General features: G+C 72.4%; 17 protein-coding genes. 2 read left to right on the top strand and 15 right to left on the bottom strand.

What is annotated here, in order from left to right:
* Positions 1-147: 147 nt before the first annotated feature.
* Complete coding sequence (locus ACH499_RS31250; RefSeq protein WP_399020089.1) at positions 148-2,397, bottom strand: MMPL family transporter; 2,250 nt, start codon at positions 2,395-2,397, stop codon at positions 148-150.
* Between the two features lie 373 nt (positions 2,398-2,770).
* Between ACH499_RS31250 and ACH499_RS31245 the strand changes: the two genes are divergently transcribed.
* Positions 2,771-3,325, top strand: coding sequence for a DUF1697 domain-containing protein (locus ACH499_RS31245; RefSeq protein ID WP_399020086.1), 555 nt, complete (start codon positions 2,771-2,773; stop codon positions 3,323-3,325).
* A gap of 28 nt (positions 3,326-3,353) precedes the next feature.
* Here ACH499_RS31245 and ACH499_RS31240 read toward each other — a convergent pair whose 3' ends face one another.
* The 14 genes from ACH499_RS31240 to ACH499_RS31175 form a co-directional block, all read right to left on the bottom strand.
* Complete coding sequence (locus ACH499_RS31240; protein ID WP_399020084.1) at positions 3,354-4,106, bottom strand: sirohydrochlorin chelatase; 753 nt, start codon at positions 4,104-4,106, stop codon at positions 3,354-3,356.
* Between the two features lie 8 nt (positions 4,107-4,114).
* Positions 4,115-5,026, bottom strand: a complete 912-nt coding sequence (locus ACH499_RS31235) for an ABC transporter permease (RefSeq protein WP_356202345.1) — start codon at positions 5,024-5,026, stop codon at positions 4,115-4,117.
* Positions 5,013-5,801 carry an ABC transporter ATP-binding protein gene (locus tag ACH499_RS31230; protein ID WP_356202343.1) on the bottom strand — a complete coding sequence of 263 codons (789 nt, stop codon included), beginning with the start codon at positions 5,799-5,801 and terminating at the stop codon, positions 5,013-5,015. Before ACH499_RS31230 ends, ACH499_RS31235 begins: the two co-directional genes overlap by 14 nt.
* A 33-nt stretch (positions 5,802-5,834) precedes the next feature.
* Positions 5,835-6,938, bottom strand: a complete 1,104-nt coding sequence (locus ACH499_RS31225; RefSeq protein ID WP_399020081.1) for an aliphatic sulfonate ABC transporter substrate-binding protein — start codon at positions 6,936-6,938, stop codon at positions 5,835-5,837.
* Between the two features lie 238 nt (positions 6,939-7,176).
* On the bottom strand, positions 7,177-8,532 hold the full coding sequence (locus ACH499_RS31220) for a sulfate adenylyltransferase subunit 1 (RefSeq protein WP_399020079.1): 1,356 nt from the start codon (positions 8,530-8,532) through the stop codon (positions 7,177-7,179).
* Positions 8,533-8,534: 2 nt separating this feature from the next.
* Entirely contained in the window at positions 8,535-9,473 is a 939-nt protein-coding gene (gene cysD / locus ACH499_RS31215) for a sulfate adenylyltransferase subunit CysD (RefSeq protein WP_356202338.1), read from the bottom strand.
* Entirely contained in the window at positions 9,470-10,039 is a 570-nt protein-coding gene (gene cysC / locus ACH499_RS31210; RefSeq protein WP_356202337.1) for an adenylyl-sulfate kinase, read from the bottom strand. The genes cysD and cysC overlap by 4 nt, the downstream gene beginning before the upstream one ends.
* 2 nt (positions 10,040-10,041) lie before the next feature.
* Positions 10,042-10,752: a phosphoadenylyl-sulfate reductase gene (locus tag ACH499_RS31205; protein ID WP_356202335.1), complete on the bottom strand. Its 711-nt coding sequence runs from the start codon at positions 10,750-10,752 to the stop codon at positions 10,042-10,044.
* Entirely contained in the window at positions 10,749-10,928 is a 180-nt protein-coding gene (locus ACH499_RS31200; protein ID WP_356202333.1) for a hypothetical protein, read from the bottom strand. Before ACH499_RS31200 ends, ACH499_RS31205 begins: the two co-directional genes overlap by 4 nt.
* On the bottom strand, positions 10,925-12,622 hold the full coding sequence (gene sirA / locus ACH499_RS31195; RefSeq protein ID WP_356202332.1) for a sulfite reductase SirA: 1,698 nt from the start codon (positions 12,620-12,622) through the stop codon (positions 10,925-10,927). The genes ACH499_RS31200 and sirA overlap by 4 nt, the downstream gene beginning before the upstream one ends.
* 126 nt (positions 12,623-12,748) lie before the next feature.
* The gene (locus ACH499_RS31190; RefSeq protein WP_310591794.1) at positions 12,749-12,832 is read right to left on the bottom strand and encodes a putative leader peptide; all 84 of its coding nucleotides are present in this window, start codon (positions 12,830-12,832) and stop codon (positions 12,749-12,751) included.
* A gap of 127 nt (positions 12,833-12,959) precedes the next feature.
* Entirely contained in the window at positions 12,960-13,532 is a 573-nt protein-coding gene (locus ACH499_RS31185; RefSeq protein WP_356202330.1) for a GNAT family N-acetyltransferase, read from the bottom strand.
* A 51-nt stretch (positions 13,533-13,583) separates the two neighbouring features.
* A complete protein-coding gene (locus ACH499_RS31180) occupies positions 13,584-14,888 on the bottom strand; it encodes a hypothetical protein (protein WP_356202328.1) in 1,305 nt (434 codons plus the stop codon).
* A 523-nt stretch (positions 14,889-15,411) separates the two neighbouring features.
* Entirely contained in the window at positions 15,412-17,055 is a 1,644-nt protein-coding gene (locus ACH499_RS31175) for an acyl-CoA dehydrogenase family protein (RefSeq protein ID WP_356202326.1), read from the bottom strand.
* A gap of 87 nt (positions 17,056-17,142) precedes the next feature.
* On the opposite strand from ACH499_RS31175, the gene ACH499_RS31170 reads away from it, so the two are divergent.
* Positions 17,143-18,279, top strand: coding sequence for a YihY/virulence factor BrkB family protein (locus ACH499_RS31170; protein ID WP_356202325.1), 1,137 nt, complete (start codon positions 17,143-17,145; stop codon positions 18,277-18,279).
* Positions 18,280-18,386: the final 107 nt, after the last annotated feature.

Genomic DNA, 18,386 nt, shown 5'->3' with positions numbered 1-18,386 from the left:
AGGGCCCGCCGGTGCCCCCGCACCGACGGGCCTCACCACCGCCGGGACGCCGGTCCCGGCGCCGGGGCCTAGACCCCGAAGGGCCCGCCGGTGCCCCCGCACCGACGGGCCTCACCACTGCCGGGACGCCGGTCCCGGCGCCGGGGCCTAGACCCCGACCCGCTCGCCCTCGACGTCCCGGGCCGTCGGAGCCGGAGCCTCGGGAGCCTCGTCGTGGGTGAGGTCGGGCAGCCGGTGCAGCCACTTGGGCAGGTACCAGTTCCGCTCGCCGAGCAGCGCCATCACCGCCGGCAGCAGCACGCCCCGGATGATCGTCGCGTCGATCAGCACCGCCGCCGCCAGGCCCACGCCCATCTGCTTCATCGACTGCATGGACAGGGTGCCGAAGATGGCGAACACGGCGACCATGATGACCGCGGCGCTGGTGACCACACCGGCCGTGGTGACCACACCGTGCTGGATGGCGTCCCGCGTCGTCCGCCCGCGCAGCCGCGCCTCACGGATCCGCGAGACCACGAACACGTGGTAGTCCATCGACAGGCCGAACAGGATCACGAAGAGGAACAGCGGCAGCCAGGTGACGATCGCGCCGACCCCCTCCGCGCCCACCACGGACGCACCCCAGCCGTGCTGGAAGACGGCCACGAGGATGCCGTACGCCGCGCCCACCGACAGCAGGTTCAGCACGATGGAGGTGGCCGCGACGGTCAGGGAGCGGAACGACAGCAGCATCAACAGGAAGGCGAAGGCCACCACGAAGGCGAAGACCGGCAGGACCGATCCGACGAGCCGGTCGTTGAAGTCCTTGTTGCCGGCCACCTGACCGGTGATCGGGGCCTCGACGCCGTCGACCTTGCCCAGCGTCGCGGGCCGCACCTCGTCGCGCAGCTTGTCCAGGCTCTCGCCCGCCTTGTCCTGGTCCGAGCCGCCGACCAGGGGTACGTGGACGAGGGCGACGTTCTGCTCGTCGTGCGTCGTGATCTCCACCGGGCCGCGCGAGGCACCCGAAGCGATCGCCCGCTCGCGGAACTCGGCGAGCGCCGCCCGCACCTCCGGCGCGTTGATGTCGTCCGCCCTCACGACCACCTCGGCCGGGTCGGAACCGCCCGGGAACGCCTCGTTGACCCGGTTGTACGTCTGCACGATGGGCAGCGAGTCGCCGAACTCCTGGTCCAGGGTGAGGTTCTGCGTCTTCATCCCGACCGCGGGAGCGGCGACCGCCAGCAGGGCGCCGGCCGCCACCGCGGCGGCGACCACCGGGCGCGCGAGCACCCGCCGCAGCACCGCCGTCCAGAACCGGCTGCCCTCCGCGCCGCCGCTCCTGCGCCGCCGGCCCAGGAACGGCACCCTGCCCTTCTCCACCCGCTCGCCCAGCAGCGACAGCAGCGCAGGCAGCACCGTCACCGAGCCGACCATGGCGACCGCGACCACCATCAGCGAGGCCAGGCCCATCGCCTCGAACTCGGCGATACCGGTGAACAGCATGCCCGCCATCGCCACGCACACCGTGACACCGGAGACCACGATCGCCCGGCCGCTGGTCGCGGCGGCGATCCGCAGCGCGGTCTGCGCGTCCCGGCCGGCGGCCCGCTCCTCGCGCTCGCGGCGCAGGTAGAACAGGCAGTAGTCGACGCCGACGGCCAGACCGACCAGCAGCATCACGGAGTTGGCGGTGTCGCTCATCGGCTGGAAGTGGCTGACGAGGCCCATCAGACCCATCGTCGCCATGATCGCGGTGATCGCGAGCGCCACCGGGACCAGCGCGGCCACCAGCGCGCCGAACGCGACGAGCAGGATGCCGAGGGCCACCGGCACCGCGGAGTACTCGGCCTTCTTGAAGTCGTCGCCGAACGCGTCGTCGAACGTCTTCATCATGCTGGCGGCGCCGATCTCCTCGATCCGCAGCGACCCGTGCTCCTTCTGGACGCCCTCCACGGCCTTCAGGACCGGCTCGACCCGCTCGCCCGCGGTGTCCGCCTCGCCGCGCATGTCGAACTGCACCAGCGCGCTGCGGCCGTCCTTCGAGATCGTCCCCGTGTCGTAGGGCGAGGTCACGCCCGTGACCTTCCCGGTGCCCTCCACCGCCTCGACGACCGCGGCGACGGCGGCGCGGAACTCGGCGTCCGTCGCGGTGGGTCCGCCGTCCCCGGCCTGGATCAGGACGGTCTCACCGGCCGGTTCGTCGATCCCGGCGTCCTCGATGATCCGGGCGGCGGTGTGCGTCTCGCCGCCCATCTGGTCGCTGTCCTTGACGTCGACCCGGCCCGCCGCCGAGCCGAGCCCCATCGCCAGGACGACGAACAGTACCCAGATCCCGACGGCGGCCCATCGGTGCCGGGCGCTCCAGCCGCCGGCCCGGGCGGCCAACCCCCGCACCCGTGTGTCTCCGTTCCCCATGACGGGCCCGCTCCCTAGTCCGCGGTGCCGGCCCCCTGCCGCCACCTTCCTTACGAAGGTATGGGCCCGATAAACGCGCCTCGTCGTGCTGACCGGTGACATGGGGACGGGCCCGGCTCATCCCGTCGGATGCCCGGCATCACCGCTGGGGAGGACGTCGGCCCCTTACACCTAACGGGGTCTCTCGGGGGCGCCGATCAGGGTGCCGGCGGCGCGCCGCAGGTCTTCTCGGGGCTTGTTGCCTGAGTCACAGCCGCGTGTAGCGGTTGAACAGCACCCCGTGCATCGGAGAGAGTGGCGCGCGTCCGCCCGGTGCGGACACGGCCGTCGTGCCCACCCCCACGGGGCACGACGGCCGCTCTATGGTGTGGCCATGACGACGACGTACGCGGCGCTGCTGCGCGGGATCAACGTGGGCGGCGCCAAGAAGGTACCGATGGCCGAACTGCGCGCGCTGCTGGAGGGCCTCGGCCACGAAGCGGTCCGCACGCACCTCCAGAGCGGGCAGGCCGTGTTCACCGCCTCCCACGGCGACGAGGAGTCCCTGGCAGCCGAGATCGAGGCGGCTGTCGAGAAGCGCTTCGGCTTCACCGTGGACGTGATCGTGCGCGACCACGCCTATCTCAGGGCGATCGTCGAGAACTGCCCCTTCCCCGCGGCCGAACTCGAGGCGAAGCAGCTCCACGTCACCTACTTCTCCGCGCCGGTCGGCGAGGAGCGCTTCGCGTCGGTCGACCCGTCCGCCTTCCTCCCCGAGGAGTTCCGGCTCGGCGACCGCGCGCTGTACCTGTACGCGCCGGAGGGCCTCGGCCGCTCCAAGCTCGCCGAGGCCCTCTCCCGGCCCCGGGTGAACAAGGGCGTGATCGCCACCAGCCGCAACTGGAACACCGTCGTCAAGCTGGTGGAGCTGACCGCTCCCGCCTCATGAGACGGGAGCGCCGGGCCGGTGCGCCCGGTCAGGCCCCCACCGCCACCGGCGCCCGCGACGCCGTACGAGCCGCGTCGTAGCGTTCCAGCAGCAGCCGGGCCACCTCCGGGGCCGGGCCCAGGACGTCCGCGAGCACGTCCGCCCGCGCCGCGCCCCGTGCGATGCGGTCCGGCAGGAAGCCGGGGGCCAGTACGTACGGGGCGACGGCGACGCGTGCGCAGCCGAGGGCGCGCAGCTCGCGGACCGCCTCCTCGGTGCGGGGAAGGGATGCGGAGGCGAACGCAGGCCGCACGGCGCACCAACCGGTGTGCCGCCACTCCCGCGCGATTGCTGCGATCACTGCGATCGCCTCCGGGTCGGAGGACCCCGCCGAGGCCAGGACGACCCCGGTCGAGGACTTGTCGGCGGGCGTCAGGCCCGCCTCGTACAGGCGCCGCTCCAGCGCCGACAGCAGCAGCGGCGAGGGGCCGAGCACCTTGGCCTGCCGGATCCTCAGGCGCGCCGGCGCGTCCGCGAGCACCGCCGGGATGTCCGCCTTGGCGTGGAAGGCGCGGGTCAGCAGCAGCGGCAGCGCCACCACGTCCCGCACGCCCTCCGTCGCCAGGGACTCCAGGACCCCCTGCACCGAGGGGACGTTGAAGTCCAGGAAGCCGGTCTCCACCCGTACGTCCGGGCACAGCGCCCTGACCCGGCGGACCAGGGCGTGCACGTTCGCGGCGTGCCGCGGATCGCGGCTGCCGTGGGCGACGACCAGGAGGACCGGACGGACGGGACGGTGCATGGCGTTCCTCAGTTCCTCACCAGCAGACCGCGGCTGCGCAGCACCCACCGCTCCAGCGGGCTGAAGATCAGCAGGTCGATGGCGATGCCGACGATCAGGATGAGCAGGATGGCCTCGAAGACCATGGCCATGTCGCTGGCGTTGCGGCCGTTCTCCAGCAACTGGCCGAGTCCCACGCCGAGGTCGGGGAAGGACGCGATGATCTCCGCGGCCATCAGGGACCGCCAGGAGAACGCCCAGCCCTGCTTCAGCCCCGCCACGTAGCCGGGCAGCGCGGCCGGCAGCACGATGTGCCAGGTGCCCTTCAGTCCCGTCGCGCCCAGCGTGCGGCCCGCGCGCAGGAACAGCGGGGACACCTGGTCCACGCCCGAGACCAGGCCGTTGGCGATGGACGGCACCGCACCCAGCAGGATCACGGCGTACATCATCGAGTTGTTCAGGCCCAGCCAGATCACGGCGGGCGGCACCCAGGCCACCGACGGCAGCGACTGCAGGCCGGACAGGATCGGGCCGATGGCTGCCCGCACGAACTTCACCCGTGCCACCAGCAGCCCGAGCGGGGTGCCGATCAGCAGCGCGAGGCAGAAGCCGAGCAGGCCGCGCGAGACGCTGGTCCAGATGTAGCCGAGCAGCTCGCCCCGGAGCCAGGCCCGCTCGACCACGTGCCACACGTCGGCCGGGGCGGGCAGCTTGGTGGGGTCGTCGACGATCCCGAACGACACCAGCCCCTGCCAGACGGCCAGGACCAGCAGCACCGCCACGGTCGGCGGCAGGATCTTCTCCACGAACGTCTGCCGCAGCGGCGTGCGTCCCTGCGGCACCGACTCCAGCGCGTCGAGACCCGCCTCCAGGCCGGCGAGGTCGCCGCCGTCGCCCGTGCCCGCGTCCTTGACGGGGCGGGTCGTGTCAGTGCTGGCCATGGCGGCGGATCTCCCCACGCAGTTCTTCGGTGATCTCGACGGACAGTTCCGCCACGGCGGAGTCCTCGATGCGGCGCGGATGCTCGATGCCCACCGTCCACTCGCGGGCGACGCGCCCGGGACGGGAGGAGAGCAGCACCACGCGCTCGGCCAGCCGCACGGCCTCGCGCACGTTGTGCGTGACGAACAGCACCGACAGCTTCGTCTCCCGCCAGATCCGGGTCAGCTCGTCGTGCAGCACGTCCCGCGTGATGGCGTCCAGCGCCGCGAACGGCTCGTCCATCAGCAGCAGTCTGCTCTCCTGCGCGAGGGCACGGGCCATGGCGACGCGCTGGCGCATGCCGCCCGACAGCTCGTGCACCCGCTTGCCGTGCGCGCCCTTCAGCCGCACGAGTTCGAGCAGTTCCTCGGCCTTGTCGCGGCGCTCCGACTTCGGCACACCGCGCAGTTTCAGGGCGAGTTCGATGTTCTTGCCCGCGGTCAGCCACGGGAACAGGGCGTGTTCCTGGAACATCAGGGCCGGCCGCCCGTCCGTGGTGATGGCGCCGGCGCTGGGCCGGTCCAGGCCCGCCACCAGGTTCAGCAGCGTGGACTTGCCGCAGCCGGAGGCCCCCAGGAGGGTGACGAACTCGCCGGGCGCGACATCGAGCGTGATGTCGTCCAGCACGAGCTGCTGTCCGGCGGGTCCCGCGAACGACTTCGAGACGTGCTCGATCCGGGCGGCGTGCGTGGCCGCCTCGGTGCCGTCGGCGGCCTTGGCGAGGGTCGTGGCCATGGTCGTCACCTCCTGGGAGTGGTCGGATCGGGCTTACTTGGCGCCGAGGCCGGCGTCGTCGACCGCGGGTGCGCCCTTGGCCGCGAGGACCTTGTTGAGCAGCGTGAGGTCGTAGATGCCCCGGAGGTCGGGCTTCTCCAGCAGGCCCGCCTTCACCGCGTGCGCGGCCTGGGCGTCGAGGGTGGCGGCCAGCGGGTCGTCGGTGAGCTGGATGGACGCCCACGCCGGGTCCAGGACGTCCGCCGGCAGGGCCTTGCCGGTGTCCTTCTCGAGCTGCCTGTTGGCCGCGGCCTTGGCCTCGTCCGGGTTGGCCTTGATCCACGCGTTGGTGTCGACGGAGGCCTTCAGGACGGCCTCGACGGCCTTCGGGTGCTCCTCGAGGAACTTCTGCGACACGATGATGTTCGTGATCACGAACTTGTCGTCCGGCCACAGCGTCGACTCGTCGAGCAGCACCTTGCCGCCCTGGGCGACCAGCTTCGACGCGGTCGGCTCCGGCACCCACGCGCCGTCCAGGTCCCCCGCCTTGTAGGCGTCCGGGGTCACCTTGTTGTCGCTGCGCACGACGGTGACGTCGCCCTTGCCGCTCTGCGCGTCGACCTTCCAGCCCTGCTCGGCGATCCAGTTGAGGAACGCCACGTCCTGCGTGTTGCCGAGCTGCGGGGTGGCGATGCGCTTGCCCTTGACGTCCTTCAGGGACTTGATCTTCTCGGGGTTCACCACCAGCTTCACCCCGCCGGAGGCCGAACCGCCGACGATGCGCAGGTTCTTGCCGCCCGACTTGGTGTAGCCGTTGATCGCGGGGGAGGGGCCGATCCAGCCGATGTCGATGGAGCCGGAGTTCAGCGCCTCGATCTCCGAGGGGCCCGCGTTGAAGGTCGCGTACTTGGCCTCGGTGGCGCCCAGTTCCTTCTGGAAGAAGCCCTTCTGGTTGCCGACCAGGGGGGTGGCGTGGGTGATGTTCCCGAAGTAGCCGATCCGGATCGAGTCGAGCCCGTCGATCTTCTCGGCGCCCGCGGCGACCTCGGCGGTGTCGTCGTCCTTCGCCTCGGAGCCGTACCCGCAGGCGGCGAGGGTCAGGAGCGGCAGGGCGGCTATGACCGCGAGCGTGCGTCGCAGGGCGGTGGTGGCAGGCACGGGAGGTGTTCCTCTCGTTGGCCCGGTCTCACGCCTGTCGGTTCGTCCGAGATGTCAGGGCGTGGCCGGGAGGTCGGCAGGTCTTCGGCTGTGCGGGTGGGGGGTGAGGGCGCGCGAGCGGTGCGCGTACGTCAGCGCGCACATCGCGCCACTCCGCCCTGCCCGCTGCCGAGGGCGCCGCTGCCGACGCGGCCGCCCTCCTTGGCGAACATGGAGAAGAAATCGGGGGACGTCATGCTCAGAAGTCCCACCCGTCGTCGTCGGCCGCGTCCTTCACCGGCTCCGGGGCGGCGAACGACTCGCCGGCCATCCCGGCGGTCAGCGTGGTGCCGTCGGCGGGGTCGATCAGGATGAACGAACCCGTGCGCCGGGAGTCGGCGTAGGAGTCGGCGGGCAGCGGCTCGGCGGTACGGATCTTCACCCGGCCGATGTCGTTGGCGACGAGCTGCCCGGGGTGCGGGTGCAGCGACAGGTCGTCCAGCGTGAGCCGGGCCGGGATGTCCTTGACGATCGCCTTGACCGTGCGGGTGCCGTGCTTGAGCAGCACCCGGTGGCCGACGGTGAGCGGGGCGTCGGCGACGTGGCAGACGGTGGCCTCCACGTCCTGGGTGGTGGCCGGGGCATCCTTGCTGGGCACGATCAGGTCGCCGCGGGAGACGTCGATGTCGTCCTCCAGCAGCAGCGTCACCGACTGCGGTGTCCAGGCGGCGTCGACCGGCACGCCCAGCAGGTCGATGCCGGACACCTTCGAGGTGCGGCCCGACGGCAGCACCGTGACCTCGTCGCCGACGCGGAAGGTGCCGGCGGCGATCTGGCCCGCGTAACCCCGGTAGTCGGGGTGCTCGGCGGTCTGCGGCCGGATCACGTACTGCACGGGCAGCCGGGCGTGGCAGTGCGCCAGGTCGTGGCTGACCGGGACGGTCTCCAGGTGCTGGAGGACGGTCGGGCCGCCGTACCAGTCCATGACCGCCGACGGCTCCACCACGTTGTCGCCGGCGAGCGCCGAGATCGGGATGGCGGTGACCTCGGGGACGCCCAGCTCCGTCGCGTACGCCGTGAACTCCTCGGCGATGGCGGCGAACACGGACTCCTCGTAGCCGACCAGGTCCATCTTGTTGACGGCGAGCACCACGTGCGGCACCCGCAGCAGCGCGGCGATCGCGGCGTGCCGGCGGGTCTGCTCGACCACGCCGTTGCGGGCGTCGACCAGGATCACCGTCAGCTCGGCGGTGGAGGCGCCGGTGACCATGTTGCGGGTGTACTGCACATGGCCCGGCGTGTCGGCCAGGATGAACCGGCGCCGGGGCGTGGCGAAGTAGCGGTAGGCCACGTCGATGGTGATGCCCTGCTCGCGCTCGGCGCGCAGGCCGTCGGTGAGCAGCGCGAGGTCCGGGGCCTCCTGGCCGCGGCTCGCGGAGGCGCGCTCCACGGCCTCGAGCTGGTCCACGAGGACCGACTTGGAGTCGTGCAGCAGACGGCCGACGAGGGTGGACTTGCCGTCGTCGACGGACCCGGCGGTGGCGAACCGCAGCAGGGTGGTCTCCGAGAGCTGGGCGGCCGACAGGGGCTCGGCGGGCTCGGTGGTGCTGGTCATGTCTAGAAGTACCCCTCGCGCTTGCGGTCTTCCATCGCGGCCTCGGAGAGCTTGTCGTCGGCACGCGTCGCGCCGCGCTCGGTGAGCCGGGAGGCGGCGATCTCGGCGATCACCTTCTCGATGGTGTCGGCGTCGGAGTCGACCGCGCCGGTGCAGGACATGTCGCCGACGGTGCGGTAGCGGACCCGCCGCTTCTCCACCGACTCGCCGTCCTTCGGGCCGCCCCACTCGCCGGCGGTCAGCCACATGCCGGAGCGGGCGAAGACCTCGCGCTCGTGGGCGTAGTAGATCTCGGGCAGCTCGATGTTCTCGCGGGCGATGTACTGCCACACGTCCAGCTCGGTCCAGTTGGACAGCGGGAAGACCCGCACGTGCTCGCCGGGAGCGTGCCGGCCGTTGTACAGGTTCCACAGCTCGGGGCGCTGGCGGCGCGGGTCCCACTGGGAGAACTCGTCGCGCAGCGAGAACACGCGCTCCTTGGCGCGGGCCTTCTCCTCGTCGCGCCGGCCGCCGCCGAAGACGGCGTCGAACCTCTCGCTCTGGATCTTCTCCGTCAGCGGCAGCGTCTGGAGCGGGTTGCGGGTGCCGTCCGCGCGCTCCTTGAGCACTCCCCGGTCGATGTAGTCCTGCACGGAGGCGACGTGCAGCCGCAGCCCGTGCCGCTCGACCGTACGGTCGCGGTAGTCCAGCACCTCGGGGAAGTTGTGCCCGGTGTCGACGTGCAGCAGGGAGAAGGGCACGGCCGCGGGAGCGAACGCCTTCAGCGCCAGGTGCAGCATGAGGATCGAGTCCTTGCCGCCGGAGAACAGGATCACCGGCCGCTCGAACTCGCCCGCCACCTCGCGGAAGATGTGCACCGCCTCGGACTCGAGGGCGTCGAGGTGGGAGAGGGCGTACGGGCTGTCCGTCCCCTCCGCCACGGTGGCCGCGGTCGTCGTCATGCCAGTCCCCTTCCGGTGAGCAGGGCGTGGACCGCCGCGGCGGACTCCTGAACGGTCTGGTCCTGCGACTCGATGCGCAGGTCGGGCGTGACGGGTTCCTCGTACGGGTCGTCGACCCCGGTGAGCCCCGTCAGCTCACCCGCGGCCTGCTTGGCGTACAGGCCCTTCACGTCGCGCACCGAGCACACCTCGACGGGCGTGGCGACGTGCACCTCCACGTACGGGGTGCCGTTCGCCTCGTGGCGCTTGCGCACGGCGTCCCGGCTGTCCGCGTACGGCGCGATCACCGGGACGAGCGCGGTGACGCCGTTGCGGGCGAGCAGCTCGGCGACGAAGCCGATGCGCTGCACGTTGGTGTGCCGGTCCTCGCGGCTGAAGCCGAGGCCCGCGGAGAGGAACTCGCGGATCTCGTCGCCGTCGAGGACCTCGACGCGGTGGCCCTCCTCGCGCAGCCGGCCGGCCAGCTCGTGCGCGATGGTGGTCTTGCCGGCGCTCGGCAGACCCGTGAGCCAGACGGTGGCTCCGGTCGTCACGTGGTTCTCCTGGAGATCGGTGGTCGTCGTCATGGTCAGCCGTGCAGTCCGCACTCGGTCTTGGAGCGGCCCGCCCAGCGGCCGGCGCGCGCGTCCTCGCCCTCCAGCACCCGGCGGGTGCAGGGCGCGCAGCCCACGGAGGCGTAGCCGTCCGTCAGCAGCGGGTTGGTGAGGACCCCGTGCTCGGCGACGTACGCCTCCACGTCCTCCTGCGACCAGCGGGCGATGGGGGAGATCTTCACCTTCCCCCGCTTCTCGTCCCAGCCGACCACGGGGGTGTTCGCCCGGGTCTCGGACTCGTCGCGGCGCAGCCCGGTGGCCCACGCCTGGTAACCCTTCAGGCCTTCTTCCAACGGCTTCACCTTGCGCAGCGCGCAGCACAGGTCGGGGTCGCGGTCGTGCAGCCTCGGACCGTACTCGGCGTCCTGCTCGGCGACGCTCTGGCGTGGGGTGAGCGTGATGACGTTCACGTCCATCACGGCCTCCACCGCGTCCCGGGTGCCGATGGTCTCGGGGAAGTGGTAGCCGGTGTCGAGGAACACCACGTCCACGCCGGGCAGGGCGCGGGAGGCGAGGTGGGCGACGACCGCGTCCTCCATGGAGGAGGTCACGCAGAAGCGCTCGCCGAAGGTGTCCGCGGCCCACCGGAGGATCTCCGGTGCCGAGGCGTCCTCCAGCTCGCGGCCCGCCCGCTCGGCCAGCTCCTTCAGCTCTTCGGCGGTGCGTTCTTCCCGAGTGGCCGTCATATCGCTTCCCCTCCGGTGGAGTCGGGCCGCAGACCCCGGGCCATCAGCCCGAGGAACTTCAACTGGAACGCGCGGTTGCACGCGGCGCACTCCCACGCCCCGTGGCCCTGCTCGTTGGGGCGCAGGTCCTCGTCGCCGCAGTAGGGGCAGTGGAAGGGCACGGCGCGCTCGCTCATGACAGCGCCTCCTCCGAGGCACGGGCGGCCCAGGTGGCGAAGCGCTCGCCGTCCTCGCGCTCGGCCTGGTAGCGCCTGAGCACCCGCTCGACGTAGTCGGGCAGTTCGGCGGCGGTCACCTTCAGTCCGCGCACCTTGCGCCCGAAGCCCGGCTGGAGGCCGAGTGCCCCGCCCAGGTGCACCTGGTAGCCCTCCACCTGCTCACCCCGGTCGTCCAGGACCAACTGGCCCTTGAGACCGATGTCCGCGGTCTGGATGCGGGCGCAGGCGTTCGGGCAGCCGTTGAGGTTGATGGTGAGGGGCTCGTCGAAGTCCGGGAGGCGGCGCTCCAGTTCGTCGATGAGCGAGGCTCCGCGCGCCTTGGTCTCGACGATGGCGAGCTTGCAGAACTCGATGCCGGTGCAGGCCATGGTGCCGCGGCGGAACGTGGACGGCCGGGCGCTGAGGTCCAGCGCCTCCAGGGACTCCACGAGGGAGTCGACCTGCCCCTCCTCGACGTCGAGGACGATCATCTTCTGTTCGACCGTGGTGCGCACGCGGCCCGAGCCGTGCGCCTCCGCCAGGTCGGCGATCTTCGTGAGGGTGGTGCCGTCGACACGGCCGACGCGCGGGGCGAAGCCGACGTAGAAGCGTCCGTCCTTCTGCCGGTGCACGCCGATGTGGTCGCGCCAGCGGCTCGCCGGCTCGTCGGGCGCCGGGCCGTCGGTCAGCTTGCGCTTCAGGTACTCGTCCTCCAGCACCTGGCGGAACTTCTCCGCGCCCCAGTCGGCGACCAGGAACTTCAGACGGGCGCGGTTGCGCAGCCGCCGGTAGCCGTAGTCGCGGAAGATCGAGACGACGCCCTCGTAGACGTCCGCCACCTCGTCCAGCGGCACCCAGGCGCCCAGGCGCACACCGAGCTTGGGGTTGGTGGACAGGCCGCCGCCGACCCACAGGTCGAAGCCCGGCCCGTGCTCGGGGTGGCGCACCCCGACGAACGCGACGTCGTTGATCTCGTGGACGACGTCCTGGACCGGCGAGCCGGAGATCGCGGTCTTGAACTTGCGCGGCAGGTTCGAGTACGCCGGGTTGTTCAGCACCCGGCGCTTCATCTCCTCCAGCGCCGGCGTGCCGTCGATGATCTCGTCCTCGGCGATGCCCGCGACGGGGGAGCCGATCATCACGCGGGGCGTGTCGCCGCAGGCGGTGACGGTGGACAGGCCGACACCCTCCAGGCGGTTCCAGATCTCGGGCACGTCCTCGATGCGGATCCAGTGGTACTGGATGTTCTGACGGTCGGTGATGTCGGCCGTGCCGCGCGCGAACTCCTGCGAGATCTCCCCGATGACGCGGAGCTGGGCGGTGGTCAGGGCGCCGCCGTCGATGCGCACGCGCAGCATGAAGTAGCTGTCGTCCAGCTCCTCCGGCTCGAGGATCGCGGTCTTGCCGCCGTCGATGCCCTGCCGGCGCTGGGTGTAGAGCCCCCACCAGCGCATCCGCCCGCGCAGGTCACCGGGGTCGATCGAATCGAACCCGCGCTTGGAGTAGATCGTCTCAATACGTGTCCGTACGTTGAGACCGTCGTCGTCCTTCTTGGTCTGCTCGTTTCCGTTGAGCGGGGTGAAGTGACCCATAGCCCACTGACCCTCGCCACGGTGACGGCCCGCCTTGCGGCGGGGAGTCGTGGCGGCAGGCTTCGGCGGGGTGGCGGCCATGGTGGACACGTCCTTCAATACAGGCGGAATGCGGCTCTGACCTGCGCATACTGCGCATGGGCATGCGTGCGCTTCATTGCGCAGGAGGAGGCGAATGCAGAAATCCGGTGGTGCTGGAGGGGTCTCTCAGCGCGCCGGACAGATGGCGCTGGACATGCGGCCGAGGTCGACGTGCCGCCGACTCACCAAGGCAATTCCAGTTCCGGACATGGCGGAAGCGTGGCACGGCGATCTGGACACAGTCCAGCTTCATCCAAAATGCGGACACCCTTGTCCCATACGGCGAGACAAGGGTGTCGTCGGTCACAGGGGCCGAAAACGGACGCTTGGGTTCAGGTCAGGAAGGGAACGCCCCGGGCCACGGCCCCGGAGTCGCCACCTCCGGTTCCTCCTCGACCTTGGTGTCGAACAGGCGGAATCCGCGCCGCTGGTAGTTGTCCATGGCGAACTCGCCGTCCTTGCTGCACGTGTGCAGCCACACCCGCTTGGTCGTGGCCAGACCCGGCCAGCGGTCCGCGAGGTCCCAGGCGCGTGCCGTGCCGTACGACAGCAGGTGGCCGCCGATGCCCCGGCCGCGGAAGGCGGGGATCAGGCCGAAGTACTCGATCTCCACCACGCCGTCGTCCCCGGGTGTCAGTTCCACGTACCCGGCGGGCGTGCCCCGCTCGTAGGCCACCCAGGTCTCCACGCCGGGCCGGTCCAGGTGCTCGCGCCACCGGGCGTACGTCCAGCCGAGCCGGTCGGTCCAGCGGATGTCGCCGCCGACGGAGGCGTAGAGGAAGCGGCTGAACTCGGGCGAGGGCACCTCGGAGCGGACGATCCGGACGTCCCCCTCCGGTGCGGCGGCCGGCAGCAGATCCGTGGGCGCGGTCTGCTCCAGGGACCAGGTGGTCACGGCGATGTTGGTCATGCCGGCCAGGGAATCATCCACCCACGAGATCTGTCGATCCCGGTCAGGTGCTCAGCCGAGCGCCTCGTCCAGCGAGGCCAGCGGCACCGCGAACAGCATCCGGCCCGACTGGGACCACACCTCGCCGGTCCCCGCCCAGTAGGACAGGGAGCCCGGCGGCCCGCTCCAGCACAGCCGGGACCGGTCGGCGCCGCACTCCACGGCCGCCGCGCCCTCGGTGTCCTGCCGCCACAGCGCACCGCGCCCGCCCAGTTCACCGGCCGGGCGCCCCAGGTACCAGTCGGAGCGGCCGGCCCCGGCCGGGCGGTACGACAGCACGCCCGCGACCTCGTCCGCCCCGCTCTCGTACGCCTCCGTCGCGTCCGCGTGCCCGGCGGAGTCGGTGGCGAGTCCGGCGTGCGCCGGGTCCGTGCCCAGTGCGTAGCGCCACAGACGGGTGGGCCGGCCCGAGTCGGCGGCCACGTGCTCGCCGGCCACCAGGGAGGCGGGGGCCGTGCCGCGGTCGAGGGAGAGGGCTGAGGGGCGTGCGGCGTCCGGTGTGCCGGACAGCCGGTAGGAGGCGACGGCGGGCAGGACGTACCGGTGGCCGTGCGCCGCCCAGCCGCCGGGCACCCGGCCGACCGCCCGGGCGTCGGCGGTGGCGCGCTGGACGCGGTCCACGTCGTACACGTACAGCGCGTCGCGGCCTCCGGCGCCGGTGGTGACCAGCAGCTTGTCCTGGTACCAGACCATGCCGGAGACCGGGGAGGCCAGTGCGCGGTAGTCGCGTCCGCCGTCGACCGGGACGGTGAGCAGGGCCGAGGCGTAGGCGAGGCGGCCGGGATCGTCGGCGTCGATGAAGGAGACCCGGGCGAGTGAGCCCTCGGGGGTGCCGTCGTCGCGGCTCCAGGCGGACAGGACGACGCGGTGGGAGCCCCACAGCCCGTCGTCGTCGGCGTCGCCGGAGGTGGTGACCGCGCCGGGCCGCCAGCCCCGCGTGTCCTCGGCGTCCCAGCAGTAGGCCCGCGTGGCCGTGGGGGAGACGGGCAGCGCCTCGCGGTCGTCGGCCGTGCAGTCGGCGGCGTCGCGCAGGGTGCGGTCGGCGGACCCGAGGACGGTGTCGACGCCCACCGGTTCGCCCATCGCGGCGGAGAGACGGTCGAGCCAGGGTTCGGGCACCCGGTGCTCGGTCAGCCGCAGGGCCTTTGCCGCGCCGGCCCCGGTGAGCGGCTTGAGGGCGCCCGGGGCGTCGGCGACGTCGGCCTGCGAGGCGCTGATCAGCGTGGCCGCGCCGGTCAGCGCGAGCGCCGCCCCGGTCAGGGCCGCGCGCAGCGCCCTGCCCCGGCTGCGCCGGCGGTGTCTGCCGCGCTGCTTCATACGAACCTCCACGGGCCCCGGCTCCCACTGCGCCCGTCGTTCCCCGCGGTGACCGTGGAACAGATGGGGCGGTCCGCACAGGATGCTACGGCAGAGGGGGGTGCCCGCGGAGGCGGACGGTCCAAGTACACGGAAAACCCGCCGCCTTCGGCAGCGCCGTCCCGGCCTGACGGGACGTCGGGCGCCCTGCGCGGGGGAGAAGTCCGGCGGATGGCGCCCGGGGTGTCCGGCGGATGGCGGCCGGGGGCGCGAGGCGGCGGCGGTCCGGGACACGCAGGGCGGATGGCGGCCCGGGACACGTGGTGGACGGGGCCCGGTGATGAACGGCGGAGGACGGACATTCTCGGCACCCAGCCCGCGAGCGAGCCGCGACCCCCGCGGCCGTGGTGGACGTCTCCCGGTGTCCCGACGTGTGCCCACGCCGTGCGGACGGCGGACCCGGCCGGCCGGGTCCGCGTGACGGGGTGTGGCGCCGCGCCGGAACGGCACCGCCCCCGCGCCGGGCGGGACCGCGGGGCGCGGCTCAGGCCGCCGGCCGGGCCCGCTCCACCACGGACGCCAGATCCAGCGTGGGCGGCAGCGTGCCGAAGGCCGCGCCCCCGTCGCCGCCCAGCCGCGAGGCGCAGAAGGCGTCGGCCACCTCCGGCGGCGCGTACCGCACCAGCAGCGAGCCCTGGAGCACCAGCGCGAGCCGCTCCACCAGCCGCCGCGCCCGTCCCTCGGCGGCCTCCAGATCGGCCAGTTCCGTCAGCAGCCCCCGGATCGCCGCGTCCAGCCGGTGATCGGCGCCGCGCGCCCGGCCCACCTCCGCCAGATACGCGTCCAGCGCCAGCGGCTCCCGTCCCAGCGCCCGCAGCACGTCCAGCGCCTGCACGTTCCCGGCGCCCTCCCAGATCGAGTTCAGCGGCGACTCGCGCACCAGCCGGGGCATCCCCGACTCCTCGACGTACCCGTTGCCGCCCAGGCACTCGGCGGCCTCCACCGCCAGCGGCGCGCACCGCTTGGTCACCCAGTACTTCGCCGCCGGCACCGCCAGCCGCAGCAGCGCCCGCTCCCGCTCGCTGCCGCCGTCCGCGGCGTCCTGGGCCGCCGCCAGCCGCATCGCCAGCGTGGTGGCCGCCTCCGACTCGACGGCGAGGTCCGCGAGCACGTTGCGCATCAGCGGCCGGTCGACCAGCTTGCCGCCGAAGGCCTCGCGGTGCTCGCAGTGGTGGACCGCCTGCGCGACGGCCTGCCGCATGATCCCCGCCGAGCCCAGCACGCAGTCCAGCCGGGTCGCCGCCACCATTCCGATGATGGTGCGCACCCCCCGTCCCTCCTCGCCGACCCGGCGCGCCCAGGTCCCGGCGAACTCGACCTCGGCGGAGGCGTTGGACCGGTTGCCCAGCTTGTCCTTGAGCCGCTGGATCAGGAACACGTTGCGGGTGCCGTCCGCCAGCACACGCGGCACCAGGAAGCACGTCAGCCCGCCCGGCGCCTGCGCCAGCACCAGGAAACCGTCCGACATGGGCGCCGAGCAGAACCACTTGTGCCCGGTCAGCTCGTACGCGCCGTCCTCGGCGAGCGGCCGGGCGGCCGTCGTGTTGGCCCGTACGTCGCTGCCGCCCTGCTTCTCGGTCATGCCCATGCCGAACAGCACGCCGGCCTTCAGATGAGCCGGCCGCAGCCCCTGGTCGTACACCCGGGACGTCAGCCGGGGCTCCCACTCGGCGGCGAGGGCCGGGTCGGTGCGCAGGGCCGGCACCGCCGCGTGCGTCATCGACAGCGGGCAGCCGTTGCCCGCCTCGGCCTGCGTCCACAGGAGGAACCCGGCGGCCCGCCGCACATGCCCGCCGGGCCGGGTCCAGGCCGCGGTCAGGCCCGCCGAGACGCCCTTGCCCAGCAACCGGTGCCAGGCGGGGTGGAAGTCGACCTCGTCGACGCGCCGGCCGTACCGGTCGTGCGTGCGCAGGACCGGCGGGTTGTCGTTGGCCTGCGCGGCCCACTCCTGCACCTGCGCCGACCCGCAGCTTCGCCCGAGGCCGGTCAGCTCGGCCAGCGCCTCCTCGCGCACCTCGGGTGCCAGATGCCGTTCGACCGCCGACACGAGGACCCGGTCGGTGGAGAAGACGTCGTACCCGGCCAGCGGCGGGGCCTGGTTCGTCACGGTGTGGGTGCTGCCTGCCATGACGGCGAACCTACCGCGCCCCCTGACCGGCGCCGACCCGGACCTCCGCGGATGAGTGGGGGTGCCGGCGGCGGATACCTTTAGGGCGTGCAGCCAGCAAGTGAATCCCCCGAACGGCCCTCGGGCCGGCTCCACCGTGCCCGGGTCCTCTACCGGAACGTCTCCAAACGCAGGACCGCCTGGCTGCTGCTCAAGGACACCGTCAACTCGTGCATGGAGTACCGCATCCTCGGCCTGGCCGCCGAGGCCGCGTTCTTCACCCTGCTCTCGGTGCCTCCGCTGCTGCTGAGCGTCATCGGACTGCTCGGCTACGTCGACATGTGGATCGGCGCCGACACCACCGCGAGCCTGCGCGCCAACATCCTGGACGCCTCCCGCGCGGTGCTCTCCGAGCGGGGCGTCAAGCAGATCACCGAGCCGATCCTCGACGACGTGATGAAGGGCGGCAGACCCGACGTCATCTCCATCGGCTTCCTGTTCGCCCTGTGGTCGGGCTCCCGCGCGGTGAACGTCTTCATCGACACCATCACCGTGATGTACGGCCTCGACGGCGTCCGGGGCATCGTCAAGACCCGCCTGATGGCCTTCCTGCTGTTCATCGTGGCCCTGCTGATCGGCTCGGTGGCGCTGCCGCTGATGGTGGCCGGACCGGACGCCGTGGTGCGGGTCGTGCCGTGGTCCACGACCGTCGTCCAGGTGCTGTACTGGCCGGTCGTCATCATCCTGTCCGTGGCGTTCCTGACCACGCTCTACCACGTCTCCGTGCCGGTGCGCTCCCCGTGGATCGAGGACGTGCCCGGCGCGCTGGTCGCCCTCGCCATGTGGGTGCTGGGCAGCTTCCTGCTGCGCATCTACCTCACCAGCACCGTGGAGGGCCCCACCATCTACGGGTCGCTCGCCGCGCCCGTGGCCGTACTGCTGTGGATCGGTGTGTCCGCCTTCGCGGTGCTCGTCGGGGCCGCGGTCAACGCGGCCATCGACCGGGTCTGGCCGGCCGCCGCCACCGCGGCCGCCCGCGAGGCCAACGAGCGGCTGCGCCAGGCCCAGGTCGCCGAGTACGTGGCCCGCGCCGCCGCCAGCGGCGAGGCGGACCCCGACATGCCGTCCGAGTTCCCGGAGCGCTGGTCCCGGTTCCTGCCCCCCGACGACGTCACGGCCCGCCTGCGCGCCCACGTGAAGAACACCCACCACGACCACCACGGGGACAAACCCGAGTCCTCCTGACCGCCTGTGCGCGCCGACCTGCTGGTCACCGCCGCGCCGCGGGCCCGGTCCGCCCGCGCCGACGCCGCGCCGCCCGCCCGGTACCGGGCCCTCGGCGACCCCGTCGT

It is taken from the genome of Streptomyces sp. NPDC018947, assembly GCF_044390505.1.
Lineage (GTDB): Bacteria > Actinomycetota > Actinomycetes > Streptomycetales > Streptomycetaceae > Streptomyces.
This window is presented reverse-complemented; position numbering and strand designations above follow the sequence as displayed.

What these genes read in the sequence shown, in the direction of transcription:
- ACH499_RS31250 (WP_399020089.1), bottom strand. Translation starts at nt 2,397, where the DNA reads ATGGGGAACGGAGACACACGGGTGCGGGGGTTGGCCGCCCGGGCCGGC.
- ACH499_RS31245 (WP_399020086.1), top strand. Translation starts at nt 2,771, where the DNA reads ATGACGACGACGTACGCGGCGCTGCTGCGCGGGATCAACGTGGGCGGC.
- ACH499_RS31240 (WP_399020084.1), bottom strand. Translation starts at nt 4,106, where the DNA reads ATGCACCGTCCCGTCCGTCCGGTCCTCCTGGTCGTCGCCCACGGCAGC.
- ACH499_RS31235 (WP_356202345.1), bottom strand. Translation starts at nt 5,026, where the DNA reads ATGGCCAGCACTGACACGACCCGCCCCGTCAAGGACGCGGGCACGGGC.
- ACH499_RS31230 (WP_356202343.1), bottom strand. Translation starts at nt 5,801, where the DNA reads ATGGCCACGACCCTCGCCAAGGCCGCCGACGGCACCGAGGCGGCCACG.
- ACH499_RS31220 (WP_399020079.1), bottom strand. Translation starts at nt 8,532, where the DNA reads ATGACCAGCACCACCGAGCCCGCCGAGCCCCTGTCGGCCGCCCAGCTC.
- cysD (WP_356202338.1), bottom strand. Translation starts at nt 9,473, where the DNA reads ATGACGACGACCGCGGCCACCGTGGCGGAGGGGACGGACAGCCCGTAC.
- cysC (WP_356202337.1), bottom strand. Translation starts at nt 10,039, where the DNA reads ATGACGACGACCACCGATCTCCAGGAGAACCACGTGACGACCGGAGCC.
- ACH499_RS31205 (WP_356202335.1), bottom strand. Translation starts at nt 10,752, where the DNA reads ATGACGGCCACTCGGGAAGAACGCACCGCCGAAGAGCTGAAGGAGCTG.
- ACH499_RS31200 (WP_356202333.1), bottom strand. Translation starts at nt 10,928, where the DNA reads ATGAGCGAGCGCGCCGTGCCCTTCCACTGCCCCTACTGCGGCGACGAG.
- sirA (WP_356202332.1), bottom strand. Translation starts at nt 12,622, where the DNA reads ATGGCCGCCACCCCGCCGAAGCCTGCCGCCACGACTCCCCGCCGCAAG.
- ACH499_RS31190 (WP_310591794.1), bottom strand. Translation starts at nt 12,832, where the DNA reads ATGTCCGGAACTGGAATTGCCTTGGTGAGTCGGCGGCACGTCGACCTC.
- ACH499_RS31185 (WP_356202330.1), bottom strand. Translation starts at nt 13,532, where the DNA reads ATGACCAACATCGCCGTGACCACCTGGTCCCTGGAGCAGACCGCGCCC.
- ACH499_RS31180 (WP_356202328.1), bottom strand. Translation starts at nt 14,888, where the DNA reads ATGAAGCAGCGCGGCAGACACCGCCGGCGCAGCCGGGGCAGGGCGCTG.
- ACH499_RS31175 (WP_356202326.1), bottom strand. Translation starts at nt 17,055, where the DNA reads ATGGCAGGCAGCACCCACACCGTGACGAACCAGGCCCCGCCGCTGGCC.